Here is a 17,319-nt window from a genome sequence, read left to right as displayed (position 1 = left end):
CGGTGACTCGTCGGAAGTCGCGTCCGTGCCGCGGAAGTTACCATGCAAACTTATATTTTTGCCGCAATAAGCAAATAACGGGCAAACCGTTCCGTCTTACGAACCAATGGTCCATGTGCTCAGCGCACTGCCCGAAGCCCACTACCCTGGTTGCGTGACCATTCGCCTGTACGACACCAGCGCCCGGCAGATCCGTGACTTCTCCCCGCTCAGGCCGGGCTGTGTCTCGATCTACCTCTGTGGCGCGACCGTGCAGGCCGCACCGCATATCGGGCACATCCGCTCCGGTCTGAACTTCGACATCATGCGCCGTTGGTTCACCCACCGGGGCTACGACGTGACCCTCGTGCGCAACGTCACGGACATCGACGACAAGATCATCAACAAGTCCGCCGAGCAGGGCCGCCCCTGGTGGTCGATCGGCTACGAGAACGAGCGCGCCTTCAACAGCGGCTATGACGTCCTCGGCTGCCTGCCGCCCACCGTCGAGCCGCGCGCCACCGGTCACGTCACCGAGATGGTCGAGATGATGCGCGGCCTGATCGAGCGCGGCCACGCCTACGAGGCCGACGGCAACGTCTACTTCGACGTCCGCTCGTTCCCCGGCTACCTCCAGCTCTCCAACCAGGAGCTGGACAACCTCCTCCAGCCGTCCGGCGAGGGCGAGACCGGCAAGCGCGACCCCCGCGACTTCGCCATGTGGAAGGCCGCCAAGCCCGGCGAGCCCTCCTGGGAGACCCCGTGGGGCCGCGGCCGCCCCGGCTGGCACCTGGAGTGCTCGGCCATGGCGCACAAGTACCTGGGCGAGGCCTTCGACATCCACGGCGGCGGCCTGGACCTGATCTTCCCGCACCACGAGAACGAGATCGCCCAGGCCAAGGCCTTCGGCGACGACTTCGCCGCCTACTGGGTGCACAACGCCTGGGTCACCATGAGCGGCGAGAAGATGTCCAAGTCGCTGGGCAACTCCGTGCTCGTCTCCGAGATGGTCAAGCACTGGCGTCCCATCGTCCTGCGCTACTACCTCGGCACCCCGCACTACCGGTCGATGATCGAGTACAGCGAGGAGGCGCTGCGCGAGGCGGAGTCCGCGTTCGCGCGCATCGAGGGCTTCATCCAGCGCGTGGTGGAGAAGGCCGGACCGGTCGCCCCCGCCGCCGAGGTGCCGCCCGCCTTCGCCGAGGCCATGGACGACGACCTGGGCGTCCCCCAGGCCCTCGCGATCGTCCACACCACCGTCCGTCAGGGCAACTCCGCGCTCACCGCCGACGACAAGGAGACCGCCGTCGCACGGCTCGCGGAGGTCCGCGCCATGCTCGGCGTCCTCGGTCTCGACCCGCTCGACGAGCAGTGGGCGGGCGCGGCCGGCGGGCGCGGCGACGACCTGCACGGTGTGGTCGACTCCCTGGTCAGGCTGGTGCTCGAACAGCGCCAGGCCGCCCGTGCCCGCAAGGACTACGCCACCGCCGACGCCATCCGCGACCAGCTCCAGCAGGCCGGCCTCGCCATCGAGGACACCCCGGCGGGCCCCCGCTGGTCCCTGTCCTGACGGCCTGCCCGGAGCGACCCCCCGAGTGACCCCCGAGCGACACGGCCCGTCCTGAGAGACACTTTTCGTACGTACGTTTACAAGAGCTCCCGCTCTTGAGCAGTAGAAGAAACAGGTGCACCCATGGCCGGCAACAGCCAGCGCAGGAACCGCCGCACGTCCAACAAGAAGGGCGCGCAGGTCGGCAGCGGCGGCCAGCGGCGCCGAGGCCTGGAGGGCAAGGGCCCGACCCCGCCCGCGTCCGCGCGCAAGGGTCACAAGAAGAACCGTCTCGCCAACGCCAAGGTCCGGCACGAGTCCTCCAAGCGCCCGGCCCCGCGCCGCGGCGGCCCGAAGGGCGCCAACGAGCTCGTCGTCGGCCGTAACTCGGTCGTCGAGGCGCTGCGCGAGGGCGTGCCCGCGAACACCCTGTACGTCCAGCAGTACCTCGACAACGACGAGCGCGTCCGCGAGGCGCTCCAGCTCGCCGCGGACAAGGGCCTCAACCTCATGGAGGCCCCCCGCCCCGAGCTGGACCGGATGACCAACGGCCTGAACCACCAGGGCCTCGTCCTCTCCGTGCCGCCCTACGAGTACGCCCACCCCGAGGACCTCACCGCCGCCGCGTACGACGACGGCGAGGACCCGCTGATCGTCGCCCTCGACGGCATCACCGACCCGCGCAACCTCGGCGCCGTCGTCCGCTCCGTCTCCGCCTTCGGCGGTCACGGCGTGGTCGTCCCCGAGCGCCGCGCGGCCGGCATGACCGCCAGCGCCTGGAAGACCTCCGCGGGCACCGCCGCCCGCACCCCGGTGGCCCGCGCCACCAACATGACGCGGATGCTGGAGGCGTACCAGAAGGAAGGCCTGATGGTCGTCGGCCTGGCCGCCGACGGCGACGTCGAGCTGCACGAGCTGGAGGCCCTGGAGGGTCCCGTCGTGATCGTCGTCGGCAGCGAGGGCAAGGGTCTCTCCCGCCTCGTCGGCGAGACCTGCGACTTCCGCGTCCGCATCCCGATGCCCGGCGGCGCCGAGTCGCTGAACGCGGGCGTCGCCGCCGGCGTCGTCCTCTACGAGGCGGCCCGGCGCCGCGCCTGATCCCATCCGGATCGTGATTCAAACGCCGGACGGGCCGAATTCAGCCCGTCCGGCGTTCCGCGTTCCATAACCTTGACGGGTCTCGGACAGTTCGGACCGGTCAAGGCAGTGTCCTAACCAGAAGTCACTCGGTTAGATGAGCGTGGACACCAGAACACCCCGCAAACCCACGGGGGGAAGCTCTTCCGGGTACGACGACCAGCCCGCGCTGAGTACGGTGAAAGTTCCGTCCGACCCGGCGCAGATCGTCGTCAGCCATGTGAGTTTCCGCGTGCAGCTCGCCCGGCCGCCGCGCCTTGCCCGCCAGTTCGCCGGGGTCGTCGACACGGCACAGCTGCCCACGGTCAAGAGCGGGGCCCGCCGCAGGGCCCCCGTGGTGTGGAGCGGCCGGACCCGCCCCGGCGACGCGGCGCCCACCGAACTCCTGCAAGCCGTACGGGACTCCGCGGCCCACCCCGCGGACACCGCCGTCGGCGGCGACGCGGGCGCCACCCAAGTGCTGCCCCGTATCCGGGTCGACGGGGCCGGAGCGCCTCCCCCCACCGTCGTCGGCCCCCGCGGCCCCGTCGAGGGGAGCGCCCCCGGCGAGCTCGTCGACCCCGTGGGCCCCGGGACCCAACTGCTGCACGGCGTACGCCCGACGGACAGTGCGTACGACGAAGACCAGTACGGGTACGAGCAGTTCGACGGCGACGACGAATCCGGGTCGAGGCGCGCGGGCGACGACCTCCGGCACGCCTACTATCCGGGCCGCCGGATGAACCTCGGCGTCGTGCTGCTCCCGCTCCGGATCTTCCTCGGGCTCAGCTCCGTCTACGCGGGCATGGGCAAGCTCTGCGACCCCGTCTACTTCGACGGCGGCCGCCGGGGCTCCATGGTCACCTGGCTGAGTTCGCTGCACCCGTGGGCCGCCGCCTCGCCGCTGCGCGACTTCGCCCTCGCCCACCCCGTCGGCTCCGGGCTCACCGTCGCCTTCCTCCAGGTCGTCGTCGGCGTCCTCACCCTCTTCGGGCTGTGGCAGCGGCTCGCCGCCGGCATCGGGGTGCTGCTCTCCGTCGTCCTCCTCGTGACGGTCACCTGGCGCACCGTGCCGGTCTACGACGCCCCCGACATCATCTACCTCGCCGCCTGGAGCCCCCTGGTCATCGCCGGGGCGCCCTTCTACTCCGTCGACGGGCGCCTCGCCGGGGAGGCGTGGCGGCGGCTCGGTCCGCGCGCCGAGCTGTGGGAGCTGCGGAGGCGCGTGCTGCGCCGGGGCTGTGTGATGGCCACCGTCCTCGTCGGGCTGTCCCTGATCGTCGGCTCGACGCTGGGCGGCGCGGTGCGCTCCTCGGAGACCGTACGGACGCCCGGCCCGAGCGACCCGCCCGTCAACAACCTGCCCGGCTCGCCGCTTCCGCAGGCCCCCGGTACGGGATCGCCGTCCCGCCTGGGCCAGGGGGCGACGGCCCCGGGCACTCCCAAGCCCACCCTTCCGGGCAAGAAGACCCCGACCCCGTCCGCCACCGGGCCCGCCGCCCCCGGCACCGCGAAGGCCACGGAGAGCACGGCGGGCACCGCCGGGCACCCCGGCGCCAGCCACGGCGTCCACAACGCGCCCCAGACCCCGCAGCACCACGAGGCCCCCGCGGCCCCGCGCAGCCCCTCCGGTTCGTCCGCGTCGAGCGGTTCCGGGAGCGGCGGCACGGGCACCTCGGGCGGCTCGTCCACCGGCGGTTCGACCGGCGGTGCCCTGGGCGGCCTCCTCGGCTGAGCGCCGGGAGCGGCCCCCGCCCCTCGCCCCCGTACCCGGTCAGGGTGCGGGGGCTCGATCGTGCCCGTCAGCCGGCGAGTTCCTTGGCGGCCTCGGTCAGGTCCTTGGCGGTGTCGATGGCCCGCCAGTAGGCGCCGTGCGGCAGCGGATACCCGGCCAGCCGCCGCTCGCGCGCGAGGCGCGGGAAGGTGGTGCGCTCGTGATCGCCGCGCTCGGGCAGCAGGGCGGTGAAGGCCGCGGAGAAGACATAGACACCCGCGTTGATCAGGTACGGCGACGGCGGTGACTCGATGAAGTCGAGGACGTGCCCGAACTCGTCGGTCTCCACGGCTCCCCACGGGATGCGGGGGCGGGCCAGCGCGAGGGTGGCCGTCGCGTCGCGTTCGTGGTGGAAGGCGGCCATCTCCCGGAGCGAGAACCGGGTCCAGATGTCGCCGTTCGTGGCGTACCAGGGGCGGTCGGGGTGCGGGAGCGACGCGGCCGCGAACTTCAGACCGCCGCCGCGGCCGAGGGGTTCCTTCTCCACCACGGTGGTCACCTGGAGGGGCAGATCGGCCGACACGAGCCAGTCCTGGAGAACTTCCGCCAGATGGCCGCACGAGACGACGGCGTCGGTGACTCCCTCAGCGGCGAGCCAGGCCAGTTGGTGGCCGATGATCGGGGTCCCGGTGCCGGGGATCTCGACCATCGGCTTGGGGCGGTCGTCGGTGTACGGGCGAAGCCGCGACCCTTGGCCTCCGGCCAGGACCACGGCTTGGGTGGGGTACGGATACGGGTGCGTGCCGGTCATGCTCCGCACGATATGCCGTGGCCCGGGCGGGGGTGCGGGCGGCGGCGGTACGGGCGGTCGTGCGGGGGCCGTACGGGGAGGCCGTACGACCGGGTGTGCGGCTGGGCCCGGGGGCGGCGGTCAGCGGCCCTGGGCGACGCCGGAGGCGAACGACGTGTCGCAGACGGGCCGGGAGTAGCTCTGCGCCTGCTTGGGGCCGTACATGGCGGCGGCGGCCCGGCCGAGCGCGCGGGCCAGGTCGGCGCAGTGCCGGGCGAGCGACGGGCGGCCGTTGGTCGCGGTCTGGAGGTGGGTGAGCGCGGCGCCCGGACCCTTCACCTGGAGCTCGTTCAACAGCGCCTCGCGCAGCACCTCGTGAGGGGCGCGGGCGGCCTTGGCCTGGGTGGAGGCGGTGTCGGACGAGGCGGTGAGCACCTGCGAGTCCGCACTGGGCGCCGCCCACGGGACGCGGGTGACCGCGAGGGTCCCGGAGAGGACGAGCACGACGGGGAGGACGAAGGCGAGTGTTCTGCCGATGCGGCGGGCGGCCTGGTTCATGTCGCAGATGGTAGCGAGGGGTAATGAAAGGACGACATTTAGTCACTCGGTCGAGCGAAGGGAATGGGGGTCGTGACGGGACTCGGGTTGACGTACGGGATCGAAAAGCCGAGGTGTGTCGGGGTATTTGATGACAAGTGCCGCCTGTGGCGGGAGCATCCTCAAATGCCGGACGGGCTGGAAATCCAGCCCGTCCGGCGATTGAGGACAAGCGGCGGAGCCGCTTCGGGTGAGGTGCGACGTCAGTCGCTGAGCCGCTCGCCCGAGGATGTCGAGAAGACGTGGAGTTCGCCGGAGCGGGGGACGACGCGGATGAGGGAGCCCTTTTCGGGGACCCGGCGGCCGTTGACGCGGACCACGAGGTCCTTGCGGTCGCCGCCGACCTCCGCCGTGCCGTACACGTAGCCGTCGGCGCCCAGTTCCTCGACCACGTTCACCGTGACGGCCAGGCCCGCCCGGCTGTCCGCGCCGGCCGGCTTGGCGAGGGCGTCGCCGCCCTCCTCGACCACGTCGAAGTGCTCGGGGCGCACGCCGACCGTCACCGTGCTGTCGCCGCGGTCCGCGGCGGCGGTCAGCGCCTCGCGGGACACGGGCACCACGCTGTCGCCGAACTTCACGCCGCCGTCGGCGATCGGCACCTCGACGAGGTTCATGGCGGGCGAGCCGATGAAGCCCGCGACGAAGAGGTTGGCGGGCCGGTCGTACATGTTGCGCGGCGAGTCGATCTGCTGGAGCAGGCCGTCCTTGAGCACGGCCACCCGGTCGCCCATGGTCATGGCCTCGACCTGGTCGTGGGTCACGTAGACCGTGGTGATGCCGAGGCGCCGCTGGAGCCCGGCGATCTGGGTGCGGGTCTGGACGCGCAGCTTGGCGTCGAGGTTGGACAGCGGCTCGTCCATGAGGAAGACCTGCGGCTCGCGGACGATCGCGCGGCCCATGGCCACGCGCTGCCGCTGGCCGCCGGAGAGCGCCTTGGGCTTGCGTTCCAGGTACTCGGTGAGGTCGAGGATGCGGGCCGCGTCCTCGACCTTCTGCCGGATCTCGGTCTTGTTCACGCCGGCGATCTTCAGGGCGAAGCCCATGTTCTGCGCGACGGTCATGTGCGGGTAGAGCGCGTAGTTCTGGAACACCATGGCGATGTCCCGGTCCTTCGGCGGCAGATGGGTGACGTCGCGGTCGCCGATGCGGATCGCGCCGCCGTTGACGTCCTCCAGCCCGGCGAGCATGCGCAGCGAGGTGGACTTGCCGCACCCGGAGGGCCCGACGAGGACGAGGAACTCGCCGTCCTCGATCGCGATGTCGAGCTGGTCGACTGCGGGCTTGTCGGCGCCGGGGTAGATCCGGGTCGCCTTGTCGTACGTGACCGTGGCCATGGTGAGAGATCCCTTCACCGGCAGGAACGTGCCGGACGATCCGAGTAGAGGGAGTGGTCCAGTCCAATTGGACGGGGCTGCGGGTGACGCTACCCGTGGTGGGGGCGCTTGTCAGCAGGTGGCGGGGGACGGGCCTGTCGTGTGGCAACTCTGTGGATGCCGGAAGGGGGCGCTGTGTAGAGTGGGGCAGCGTTCGCGGGCAGTCCCGCGCGCATCCTGCCGCCTTAGCTCAGTTGGCCAGAGCGTCGCTCTTGTAAAGCGAGGGTCGTCGGTTCGAATCCGACAGGCGGCTCGGACGGTACACCGGCCCCCGTGATCATTCACGGGGGCCGGTGTCGTCCGCGCGCTTACGGCGGTGTCACCGCCGTACCTCCTCGCCCGCGGCCCACCGCGGCGCGCTGTCGGACGGCAGCGGCGCGGCGTCGGCCCGGGGCGCGTCCTGGTGTCCCGGCCACCACGCCTTGTGGCCCAGCAGCGAGGTCACCGTGGGGACGAGCAGCATCGCCATGATGAAGGCCGTCAGCAGGATGCCGAAGGCCACCGCGAAGCCCATCTGCTGGAGCATCGAGTTGTCGGCCAGCATCAGCACGCCGAACGTGCCCGCGAGGATGATCGCCGCCGAGGAGATCGTGGGCGCCGAGCGGGAGACCGCCGTGCGGATGGCCTCGCGCGGCGGGACGCCCCGGCGGACCTCCTCGCGGAGCCGGGCCACCATGAGGATGTTGTAGTCGGTGCCGATCGCGACGACGAAGAGATAGACGATGACCGGCAGCATGAACAGCAGGCCGTCCTTGTGCTGCGCGCCCTGGAAGAGCCAGACCGTGGCGCCGAGCGTCGCGCCGAAGCCCAGGGCGACGGAGGCCATCAGGTACAGCGGCGCGACCAGGCTGCGGAGCAGCAGCCCCAGGATGACCATGATGGCGAGCCCGGCCACGGGGAAGACGACCTTGTAGTCGTGGTTGACGGCCTTCTCCACGTCGGAGAGGACGGCGGAGGTGCCGCCGACGACGGCCCGGGTGCCCGCGGGCGCCGCGGCGTGCGCGCCGTCGCGGAGGGCGCCGCCCGCGATCTCGATGGCCTTGTCCTCGGTGGGGCGGTACTTGAGGACGACGCTGTACTGGGCGACGGTCCGGTCGGTGCTGGTCGCGGTGAGGGCGGCGGTGCCGACGCCGTCGATCTTCTCCAGCCGGGACCGGTAGGTGTCCAGGGCGCCCTTGTCGAGCGGGGCGCCGTTCCTGGACTGGACGTAGATCATCGCCGGGTCGGACTGCCCGGCGGAGAAGCCGCGCTGGAGGTCCTTCATCGCCTGCACGGACTCCAGCTTCTGCGGCAGCTGGCTGTCCGTGTCGAACTCCGGCTTGAAGCTGAGGACGCCGACGGCGAGCACGGCGAGGACGACGGCGGAGCCGGCCGCGATGATGCCGGGGCGGCGGGCGACCGCCGAGCCGAGACCGCCGGAGATCCGGTTGCGCGGCTTCTTCTTCCACGCCTTCGACGGCCAGAAGGCCTTGGTGCCGAGGAGGGAGAAGACGGCGGGCACGAGCGTGAGCGCGGCCACCAGGGTCACCGCGACGGAGATCGCCAGGGAGGGGCCCATCGCGCGCATCATGCCCATGGTGGAGAGCAGCAGGGCGACGAAGGCCACGATGACGGCACCGGCGGCGGAGGCGATGGTCTCACCGACCCGGGCGACCGCGTTGACGAGCGCGTTCTTCGGCTGTTCGCCGTTCCGCAGCTCCTCGCGGTAGCGGAAGAGCAGGAAGAGGATGTAGTCGGTGCCGACGCCGAAGAGGACGACGATGAGGATGGGGGTGATGTTGTTGTCGGCCTTGAGCCCGCCCGCGTGGGCCACGGTGCCGATGAGGCCCATCGCGACGCTGAACACGACGCCGATGATCAGCACGGGCAGCAGGGCGATCAGCGGGCTGCGGAAGATCACCAGCAGCAGGACGACGATCAGGAGCAGCGTCGCCGACATGATCATGGCGTCGGTGTTGCCCGAGGACTCCTTGGCGTCCAGGGTGGTGGCCGCCTGACCGGTGACGCCCATCTTCAACTGGGTGCCGTCGAGCAGGGGTTTCGCGTCCGAGCGGAGGTCCTTGACCGCGTTGGGGACCGTGTCGCTCTGGGAGTTGCGGTCGACGGCGACGATATTGGCGAGGGCCACCTCGCCGTTGGGGGAGACGGCCTGCGGGCCGGTCACCACCTTGGCGATGCCCTTGTGGTGCTTGTCGTTCAGGCTCCTGGTGATCCTGACGACGTCGTTCCGGTCCGTCCGCGTCAGCTTGCCCCCGTCGCTCCGCTGGAACACGGCGATCGCGGAGGGCTGTTCGGTCTGCGGGAACGCCTTCTCCTGGAGCTTCCCGGCCTGTACGGACTCGTAGTGCGAAGGGAGGAATTCTGTCTCATCGGTCGTCGACTTCAGACCCGGGGCGAGCATGGCGAGGGCCACGGCGGCGATGATCCAGCCCGCTATGGTCAGCCAGGGGCGGTGGACGGCGAACCGTCCGATCCGTCGGAACATGGTGCTCCTTCAACGTCTGGTCCAGCGCTGCCCGGCGGAAGAACAAAAGCCCATGGGTTCGGAAGAACGACAGCCAAGAGTTCGATTCGGGCGTCAACACGCTAGGCGCGCCCGATTCCCCTCCACAACGCGTTTCCGGGGAAATCGGTCCTGGGTCGGGGTACCTCTCCTCCCGGCGGATGAGGGGCTCTCACCCGTGAGGTAGAGGAACGCGCTGCCGACCGCCTCCGTCCGGATTACGCTGCCCCCATGAGCGAAGCAGCCGTGCCCGAGGGGCCCATGGTCCACGCATCCCGGATGGAACGCGCCGCCGTGGCGGCCGCCGAGGCCGGGCTGGCCGGTCTGCTGGTCACCCCGGGCCCCGATCTGGCCTGGCTCACGGGCTACCACCCGCCCGTCACGGAGCGGCTCACCGCGCTGCTGCTCGCACCGGGCCGGCGGCCGCAGCTGATCGTCCCCGCGCTGGAGCGCCCCGACGCCGAACAGGCACCGGCCGCCCGCGCGTTGACGGTCACCGGCTGGCCGGACGGCCAGGACCCGTACGCCGCGCTCGTCCCCCTGCTGGACCCGCGCGGCCGCTACGGCGTCTCGGACAACGCCTGGGCGCTGCACCTGCTGGCGTTCCAGCGGGCCTGCCCCGCCGCGTCGTTCGGGGCCTTCACCGAGCTGCTGCCGATGCTGCGGGCGGTCAAGGACGCGTACGAGGTGGAGCGGCTGGCGGCGGCCGGGGCGGCCGCGGACGCGGCGTACGAGGACATCGTGCGGCTGCGGTTCGCGGGCCGCCGGGAGAGCGACGTGGCGGCGGACCTGGCCCGGCTGCTGCGCGAACACGGCCACTCCCAGGTGGACTTCACCCTGGTCTGCTCCGGCCCCAACAGCGCCAGCCCGCACCACGACGCGGGGGAGCGGGTCATCGGGACCGGCGACATGGTCGTCATGGACTTCGGCGGCCTCAAGGACGGCTACGGCTCGGACACCACGCGCACGGTCCACGTGGGCGGACCGACCGCCGAGGAGCGCAAGGTCCACGACGTGGTCCGGGAGGCCCAGCAGGCGGCCTTCGAGGCGGTGCGCCCCGGAGTGCCCTGCCAGGAGATCGACCGCGTGGCCCGCCAGGTCATCCGGAACGCGGGCTTCGGCGAGTACTTCATCCACCGCACGGGCCACGGCATCGGCGTCACCACCCACGAGCCGCCGTACATGGTCGAGGGCGAACACCTCCCGCTGCGCCCGGGGATGTGCTTCTCCATCGAACCGGGCATCTACCTCCCGGGCCGCTTCGGGGTCCGCATCGAGGACATCGTCGTCTGCACGGAATCGTGTGCCCGCCGGCTGAACAACACGGCGCGGGAACTGCTGGTCGTGGCCTGAACCGGATGGCCTGAAACGGTTAGTTGGGGCTCTCGTCCGGTTCGCGGGCGCGCATGTGGTGACGTTCCTCCGCTTCGGCCGTCACCCCCGGGGGAAGTGCCCGGGGCGCGCCGGTGGTGACCATCAGCCAGCCGACGACGGCGGCGAGGAGCATGATGCCCGAGCCCCAGCCGATGGCGACGTTGAAGCCGTGGACGACGCCCGACTTGACGACGGAGTCCCGCGCGGCGGGGGTGAGCGCACCGCCTGCCGCCCGCACGCGCGAGCCGATGTACGCGGTACTGGCCGACGTGGCGATGGTGTTGAGGAGCGCGGTGCCGATGGAACCGCCCACCTGCTGCGCCGTGTTGACAGTGGATGAGGTCACGCCCGAGTCCCGTGGCGGCACACCCGCGGTGGCGGTGGCCATGACGGGCATCATGATCAGACCCATGCCGAGGCCCACGAGGAGCTCGGCGGGCAGGACGTGCGAGACGAAGGCGGGCTCGACCGGCAGGAAGACGAGCAGGAAGAGCCCGGCGGCGCCGACGACGGCACCCGGCACCATCAGCGCCCGCGGCGGCACGCGCGTCAGCAGGCGGGCGGAGATCTGGGTCGCGCTGACGACGATGGCGGCGGTCATCGGCAGGAACGCGAGACCGGTCTTGACCGGGGAGTAGCCGAGCACGACCTGCAGGTAGTAGGTCATGAACAGGAACATGCCGAACATGGCGACGACGGCGAGGCCCATCACCAGGAGGCAGCCCGCGCGGGTGCGGTCGCGGATGATGTGCAGCGGCAGCAGCGGGCTCCTGGCCCGCGTCTGCCACCAGGTGAACAGCGCCAGCAGTGCCACACCGCCGCACAGCAGCCCGAGCACGCGCGGGTCCGTCCAGCCGCGCGGTTCGGCCTCGCTGCACCCGTAGACGATCGCCACCAGGCCCCCGCAGCCCAGGACGACGCCGGGGATGTCGAGGCGCTGCGCGCCGTCGCCACGGCGGCGGCGGTCGTCACGGAGGAAGACCCCCGCGCCGAGGAAGGCGACGATCGCGACCGGGACGTTCACGTACAGGCACCAGCGCCAGTTCAGGTACTCGGTCAGCAGGCCGCCCGCGATCAGCCCGATCGCGGCGCCGCCGCCCGCGATGGCGCCGTAGATCCCGAACGCCTTGCTGCGCTCCTTGAGGTCCGTGAACGTGGTGGTGAGCAGCGACAGCGCGGACGGCGCGAGGAGCGCCCCGAACGCGCCCTGGAGGGCGCGGGCGGAGAACAGCAGCCCGGACGTCTGCGCGGCGCCGCCGAGCGCGGACGCGCCCGCGAAGCCGATGAGCCCGGTCATGAAGGCGCGCTTCCGGCCGGCCAGGTCGGCGACTCTGCCGCCGAGCAGCAGCAGCCCGCCGAAGGCCAGCGTGTAGGCGGTGATCACCCATTGCCGGTTGCCGTCGGACATGTGGAGGGCCCGCTGGGCGGACGGCAGGGCGATGTTCACGATGGTCGCGTCGAGAACGACCATGAGCTGCGCGATCGCGATGACGACCAGCCCCCACCAGCGGCGGGGATCGGCCCGGGGCCGGTCGGCGGACATCGGAGGAACGGGGCCCGTGTGCGTGGAGCTCATCGGAACGGCTCTTTTCCGATTTCGGCAAGAATTTCGGCAAGAATTTTCGGTACGAGGGCGCGTTCCACACTAGGCCGGGCGGGCGACGGGCGCTTGTCGGGGGCGGGAGATTTTGTTCGGTCTTCAAGCGGTGTGCGGGACGGATTGGGAAAGCCCTGACCGCCGTTTGGTTGCGGTCAGGGCCGGGGCCCGGGGCGGGCCCTAGAGGATCAGCACGACTAGAGGATCAACGCGACTAGGGGATCAGCACGACCTTGCCGACGGTCTGCCGCGTCTCCAGGGCCCGGTGCGCGGCCGCCGCCTGCTCCAGCGGGAAGCGGGTGACCAGCGGGGTGACCCGCCCGGCCGCCGCCTGCGCCAGCGACTCCGCCTGGGCCCGGTGCATCCCCTCCGGCCCCCCGAGCCGCTCCAGCATCGGCTGTCCCAGCACGCTGCGCGAGGTGATCGACCGGTCGGCGAGTTCGTCGGCGTCCACGACCAGCGGGCCCTGGGACCCCGAGGACCAGCCGAAGACCAGGTGCGCGCCGCCGGGCCCGAGCAGCCCGACCGCCTCGCGCGCCGCGTCCCCGCCCACCCCGTCGAAGACGACGGTGGCCGTACGCGCCCCGAGGGCGGCGCGGGCCGCCGTCGGCCATGTCTCGTCGGTGTAGTCGACCGCGATGTCGGCGCCCAGTTCGCGGACGCGCTCCACCTTGGCGGAGCCGCCGGCGAGCGCGACGACGGTGGCGCCCGCGTTCTTCGCGTGCTGCACGAGCAGCGCGCCGACGCCGCCCGCGGCGGCCGGGATCACGACGACGTCGTCGCCGGTCAGCTCGGTGAAGGAGAGGATGCCGAGCGCCATGCGGCCGGTGCCGACCATGGCGATGGCGTGGTCGTCGGCCAGCCCCTCCGGGATCGGGTGCAGCTTCTCCACCTCGGTGACGGCGAGCTGCGCGTACCCGCCCGGCACCGCGCCCAGGTGGGCCACCACCCGGCGGCCCAGCCAGGCGTCGTCGACGCCCTCGCCGACCATGTCGACGGTGCCCGCGACCTCGCGGCCGGGGATGGTGGGCAGCGGCGGGGGCTTGTAGGGGCCCTTGGAGTCGCCCTGCCGCAGGGTCGTGTCCACGAGGTGCACCCCGGCGGCGGAGACCACGATCCGCACCTGGCCGGGGCCCGGCTCCGGGTCCTCGGTCCTCTCGTAGGTGAGGTTCTCGGCGGGGCCGAAGGCGTACAACCGGATGGCGTGCATGGTGTTTCCTCCATGGAGCTGACGCTGACGATCTCGAGTGTTCGACCTCGACCGCGGTTGAGGTCAAGGCGCGTTGTCAGTGCCCTGTGCCACGGTGGGCCCATGGCGACGAACGGCGGTGCGCAAGGCAGGTCGGGGCGGCGGAAGGCCGCCCCGGTGGTCAGGCTTCCAGAGGTGCGGCTCCCTCCGCTGCGGCCGTACGAGGGATCCGGGCTGGAGCCCGAGGGCGATTACGACGGGCTGGACTTCACCGGGATCGACTTCGCGGGGGAGAGCGGCCGGGGCGCCCGCTTCATGGACTGCGGGCTGTACCGGTGCGCGCTGGACGAGACCCGGCTCGCCAGGGCGCGGTTCGTGGACTGCGTCCTGGACTGCGTCCGCGGGGTCGGTACGGACCTCGCCGAGGCCCGGCTGCGCGACGTGGAGCTGCGGGACGCCCGGCTCGGCGGTGTGCAGATGCACGGCGCGGTGCTGGAGCGGGTCCTGGTGCGCGGCGGCAAGATCGACTATTTGAATCTGCGGAAAGCACGGCTGAAGGACGTCACCTTCGAGGGCTGCGTCCTCTCCGAGGCGGACTTCGGCGGTGCCGTCCTGGAGCGGGTCGTCTTCCGCGACTGCGTGCTGCGGCGCGTCGACTTCTCGGCGGTGCGGATGACGGACGTCGACCTGCGGGCGGCCGGCGAGCTGGACATCGCCCGGGGGGTCGACCAGCTGTCGGGCGCGGTCATCAGCCCGTCCCAACTGCTCGATCTCGCGCCCGCGTTCGCCGCGCAGATAGGTGTGCGGGTCGAGCCGCCGACGGATTGAGCCCGCGGGGTCCCGCCGGGGCGGGCCTTCGGGTCAGACGCGCGGGAAGCGGGCCTGGAGGTCCCAGACCGCCGGGTTGTCGGCGAGGCCCTCGTGCATGTCCGACAGGTCCGCGATCAGGTCGTGCAGGAAGTCCCGGGCCTCGCGCCGCAGCGCCCGGAAGTTGAAGTTGAGTGGGGGCTCGTCGGCCGGCATCCAGTCGGCCTCGACCTCCACCCAGCCGAAGCGCCGCTCGAAGAGCATCCGGTCGGTCGACTCCGTGAAGTCCAGCTCCGCGTACTGCGGGACGGACGCGCGGTTGCCCCGGGGATCGCGGTCGACCTGCTCCAGGACGTCGCACAGCGCCCAGGCGAAGTCCAGGACCGGCACCCATCCCCAGGCTGTGGACAGCTCGCGGTCCGTCTTCACGTCGGCGAGGTAGACGTCACCGCAGAAGAGGTCGTGCCGCAGGGTCCGCACATCGGCGGTGCGGTAGTCCGTCTGCGGCGGGTCGGGGAAGCGGCGCGAAAGCGAGTAGCCGAGGTCGATCACGCCTCGATGGTGTCACGGCGGCGGGGCGGGTGCGTAAACGCGTACGAAACGGGGCCCGGTCCGGTCCGGCCCGGTCCGGGTCCGCTGCCCGCGCGCGGCGGACCGCGCCCCCGCCGTCCTGGTGAACGGGGACGCGGTCCTGGTACGAGCCGCGGGAGGAGGAGCTAGCCGGTGGTGATCACTTCACGTTGATCGCGGTCCAGGTGGCCGCGACCGCCTTGTACTCCGCGCTGGTGGAGCCGTAGAGGTCCGCGGTGGCCTTGAGGGTGCCCGTGCGGGCGGCCTTGTAGTTGGTGGTGGAGGTGAAGTACGTGGTCAGGGCCTTGTACCAGATCTTGGTGGCCTTGTCCCGGCCGATACCGGCGAGCTTGGAGCTGTCGTAGGTCGGGCTGTTGTACGTCACGCCGTTGACCGTCTTCGTGCCGCTGCCCTCGGACAGCAGGTAGAAGAAGTGGTTGGCGGGGCCGGACGAGTAGTGGACGTCGAGCCTGCCGAGGCCGGACGACCAGTAGTCCTTCGATGCGCCGTCCTTGCTCGGCTTGTCCATGTAGCGCAGCGGCGTCCCGTCGCCGTTGATGTTGATCGACGCGCCGATGAGGTAGTCGCCCTTGTCCTTGCTGTTGTTGGCGTAGAACTCGGCGGCCGTGCCGAAGATGTCCGAGGTCGCCTCGTTGAGGCCGCCGGACTCACCGCTGTAGTTCAGCCCGGCCGTCGCCGAGGTGACGCCGTGGCTCATCTCGTGGGCGGCCACGTCGAGCGAGGTCAGCGGGTGGTTGTTGCCCTCGCCGTCGCCGTACGTCATGCAGAAGCACTCGTCGTCCCAGAAGGCGTTGACGTAGTTGTCGCCGTAGTGGACGCGGGAGTAGGCGGCCTTGCCGTCGTTCTTGATGCCGGTGCGGCCGAGGACGTTCTTGTAGAAGTCCCAGGTGACGGCCGCGCCGTAGTGCGCGTCGACGCCCGCGGTCTGGCGGCCGCCGCCCCAGGTGTCGGTGGCGTTGGTGTAGAGCGAACCGGTGCCCGTGGTGCCCTGGTTGAGGTCGTACGTCTTGTGGCCGCCGCGCGCGCCGTCGACGAGCTGGTAGTTCGAGCCGCTCTGCGTCGTGGTCAGCGGGACGGTGCCGCCGTAGGTGCTGGTGCCCGTGCCGGTCTCGATGGCCTCGCGCTGGAACAGTGTCTTGCCCGTGGCCGCGTCCGTGACGACGTGCAGCTTGCTCGGCGTACCGTCCTTCTGCACGCCGGTGACCACGGTCTCGTACGCCAGGACCGGCTTGCCGCTCGCCGCCCAGACGACCTTGCGCGGGGCCTGGCTGTCCGTCTTGGCGTTCTTCTGCTCCGCGGCGGCGCTCAGCGCGCTCTTCTTCGCGGTGGACGGCGCGACCGACGGCGTCGTGGTCGGCACGGCTATGTTCGCGTCCGTCGCCTTGTCGACGCTGCGCGAGCCGCTCTTCGTCTCGTGCACGACGAGGTCGCCGCCGAGCACCGGCAGGCCGTCGAAGGTGCGCTCGTAGCGGGTGTGCACCGTGCCATCGGCGTCCTTGATCACATCACGGACGACCAGCTTCTCCTTGCCGCCCAGCCCGATCTTGGCGGCCGTGCTGCCCGCTTCCGTCTGCGCGCTCTGCAGCGCGGCCGCCCGCTGCGGGGCGGACAGCGCCAGCGCCCGCGCGCCGTTCTCCCGCTCGTCCTTCGCGTTCGCCGAGCCGCTCTGCACACCGATGACGACCATCGCGGCGGAGGCGACCAGGGCGGCGGCGCGCAGGGTGTTCTTACGGGAGGTGGAGGTGATGCTGCTCAACTCTGTCTCCTATGAGGGGGGTTGGGGCAGTCGGGTGCACGGCGCTGTGCAACGCCGTACGACCGCCCTGTGGTACAGGAGTGGTGCAGGAGCTAGTTGAGTCGAGCGTGCCATTGATCAGGCGTCATTGACAGGGGCGCAACAAGGAATTGATCTCGCGTTCTCCGAAGGGGGGTTGTTTGATTCCGCTATGCGGTGGAGTGGGTGGGTCGGGGGGTCCGGTATGTGGGATGCGGTGGCCCTGCGGGGCGTTCGGGGTGGGGGCGTGCCCCGGTTGTCCGGCTGTCCCGCCGTTCGCCGCCTGCGGCGGGGGCGGCCTGCGGCCGCGTCCTCAAACGCCGGACGGGCTGAATTCAGCCCGTCCGGCGTTGCGGGAAGGTGCGG

13 protein-coding genes and 1 tRNA gene are annotated in these 17,319 nt (G+C 71.3%); 6 read left to right on the top strand and 8 right to left on the bottom strand.

Features of this window, described 5'->3' with window-relative positions:
• Window positions 1-154: 154 nt before the first annotated feature.
• From cysS to ACWD4A_RS16355, 3 genes are all read left to right on the top strand, one after another.
• Window positions 155-1,549, top strand: a complete 1,395-nt coding sequence (gene cysS / locus ACWD4A_RS16365) for a cysteine--tRNA ligase (protein WP_451194335.1) — start codon at window positions 155-157, stop codon at window positions 1,547-1,549.
• A gap of 123 nt (window positions 1,550-1,672) precedes the next feature.
• Window positions 1,673-2,626 (top strand): 23S rRNA (guanosine(2251)-2'-O)-methyltransferase RlmB, encoded by a 954-nt coding sequence (gene rlmB, locus ACWD4A_RS16360; protein WP_451194333.1) that lies wholly within the window; start codon window positions 1,673-1,675, stop codon window positions 2,624-2,626.
• 136 nt (window positions 2,627-2,762) lie between these two features.
• Window positions 2,763-4,379: a DoxX family membrane protein gene (locus ACWD4A_RS16355; RefSeq protein WP_451194331.1), complete on the top strand. Its 1,617-nt coding sequence runs from the start codon at window positions 2,763-2,765 to the stop codon at window positions 4,377-4,379.
• 67 nt (window positions 4,380-4,446) lie between these two features.
• On the opposite strand, the gene ACWD4A_RS16350 is transcribed toward ACWD4A_RS16355, so the two are convergent.
• The 3 genes from ACWD4A_RS16350 to ACWD4A_RS16340 form a co-directional block, all read right to left on the bottom strand.
• Window positions 4,447-5,169, bottom strand: coding sequence for a nucleotidyltransferase family protein (locus ACWD4A_RS16350; RefSeq protein ID WP_451194329.1), 723 nt, complete (start codon window positions 5,167-5,169; stop codon window positions 4,447-4,449).
• A 120-nt stretch (window positions 5,170-5,289) separates the two neighbouring features.
• Window positions 5,290-5,706 carry a hypothetical protein gene (locus ACWD4A_RS16345; RefSeq protein ID WP_451194327.1) on the bottom strand — a complete coding sequence of 139 codons (417 nt, stop codon included), beginning with the start codon at window positions 5,704-5,706 and terminating at the stop codon, window positions 5,290-5,292.
• A 242-nt stretch (window positions 5,707-5,948) separates the two neighbouring features.
• Window positions 5,949-7,079 (bottom strand): ABC transporter ATP-binding protein, encoded by a 1,131-nt coding sequence (locus ACWD4A_RS16340; RefSeq protein ID WP_451194325.1) that lies wholly within the window; start codon window positions 7,077-7,079, stop codon window positions 5,949-5,951.
• A 218-nt stretch (window positions 7,080-7,297) separates the two neighbouring features.
• On the opposite strand from ACWD4A_RS16340, the gene ACWD4A_RS16335 reads away from it, so the two are divergent.
• Window positions 7,298-7,371 (top strand) — tRNA-Thr (locus ACWD4A_RS16335).
• Between the two features lie 66 nt (window positions 7,372-7,437).
• On the opposite strand, the gene ACWD4A_RS16330 is transcribed toward ACWD4A_RS16335, so the two are convergent.
• A complete protein-coding gene (locus ACWD4A_RS16330; protein WP_451194323.1) occupies window positions 7,438-9,603 on the bottom strand; it encodes an MMPL family transporter in 2,166 nt (721 codons plus the stop codon).
• A gap of 249 nt (window positions 9,604-9,852) precedes the next feature.
• Between ACWD4A_RS16330 and ACWD4A_RS16325 the strand changes: the two genes are divergently transcribed.
• Complete coding sequence (locus ACWD4A_RS16325; protein WP_451194321.1) at window positions 9,853-10,974, top strand: M24 family metallopeptidase; 1,122 nt, start codon at window positions 9,853-9,855, stop codon at window positions 10,972-10,974.
• A gap of 19 nt (window positions 10,975-10,993) precedes the next feature.
• On the opposite strand, the gene ACWD4A_RS16320 is transcribed toward ACWD4A_RS16325, so the two are convergent.
• Both ACWD4A_RS16320 and ACWD4A_RS16315 read right to left on the bottom strand, forming a co-directional pair.
• Window positions 10,994-12,571 carry an MFS transporter gene (locus ACWD4A_RS16320; protein WP_451194319.1) on the bottom strand — a complete coding sequence of 526 codons (1,578 nt, stop codon included), beginning with the start codon at window positions 12,569-12,571 and terminating at the stop codon, window positions 10,994-10,996.
• 235 nt (window positions 12,572-12,806) lie between these two features.
• A complete protein-coding gene (locus ACWD4A_RS16315; protein WP_451194317.1) occupies window positions 12,807-13,802 on the bottom strand; it encodes a zinc-binding dehydrogenase in 996 nt (331 codons plus the stop codon).
• Window positions 13,803-13,904: 102 nt separating this feature from the next.
• Here ACWD4A_RS16315 and ACWD4A_RS16310 point away from each other — a divergent pair, with 102 nt between their 5' ends.
• A complete protein-coding gene (locus tag ACWD4A_RS16310) occupies window positions 13,905-14,609 on the top strand; it encodes a pentapeptide repeat-containing protein (protein WP_451194315.1) in 705 nt (234 codons plus the stop codon).
• Window positions 14,610-14,642: 33 nt separating this feature from the next.
• On the opposite strand, the gene ACWD4A_RS16305 is transcribed toward ACWD4A_RS16310, so the two are convergent.
• Window positions 14,643-15,140 carry a hypothetical protein gene (locus ACWD4A_RS16305; protein WP_451194314.1) on the bottom strand — a complete coding sequence of 166 codons (498 nt, stop codon included), beginning with the start codon at window positions 15,138-15,140 and terminating at the stop codon, window positions 14,643-14,645.
• Between the two features lie 178 nt (window positions 15,141-15,318).
• The gene (locus ACWD4A_RS16300) at window positions 15,319-16,935 is read right to left on the bottom strand and encodes a M4 family metallopeptidase (RefSeq protein ID WP_451194313.1); all 1,617 of its coding nucleotides are present in this window, start codon (window positions 16,933-16,935) and stop codon (window positions 15,319-15,321) included.
• Window positions 16,936-17,319: the final 384 nt, after the last annotated feature.

Source organism: Streptomyces sp. NPDC002537, assembly GCF_053594975.1.
Note: the sequence above shows the minus strand (reverse complement) of the source record. Positions and strands in the feature narration are given on the sequence as shown.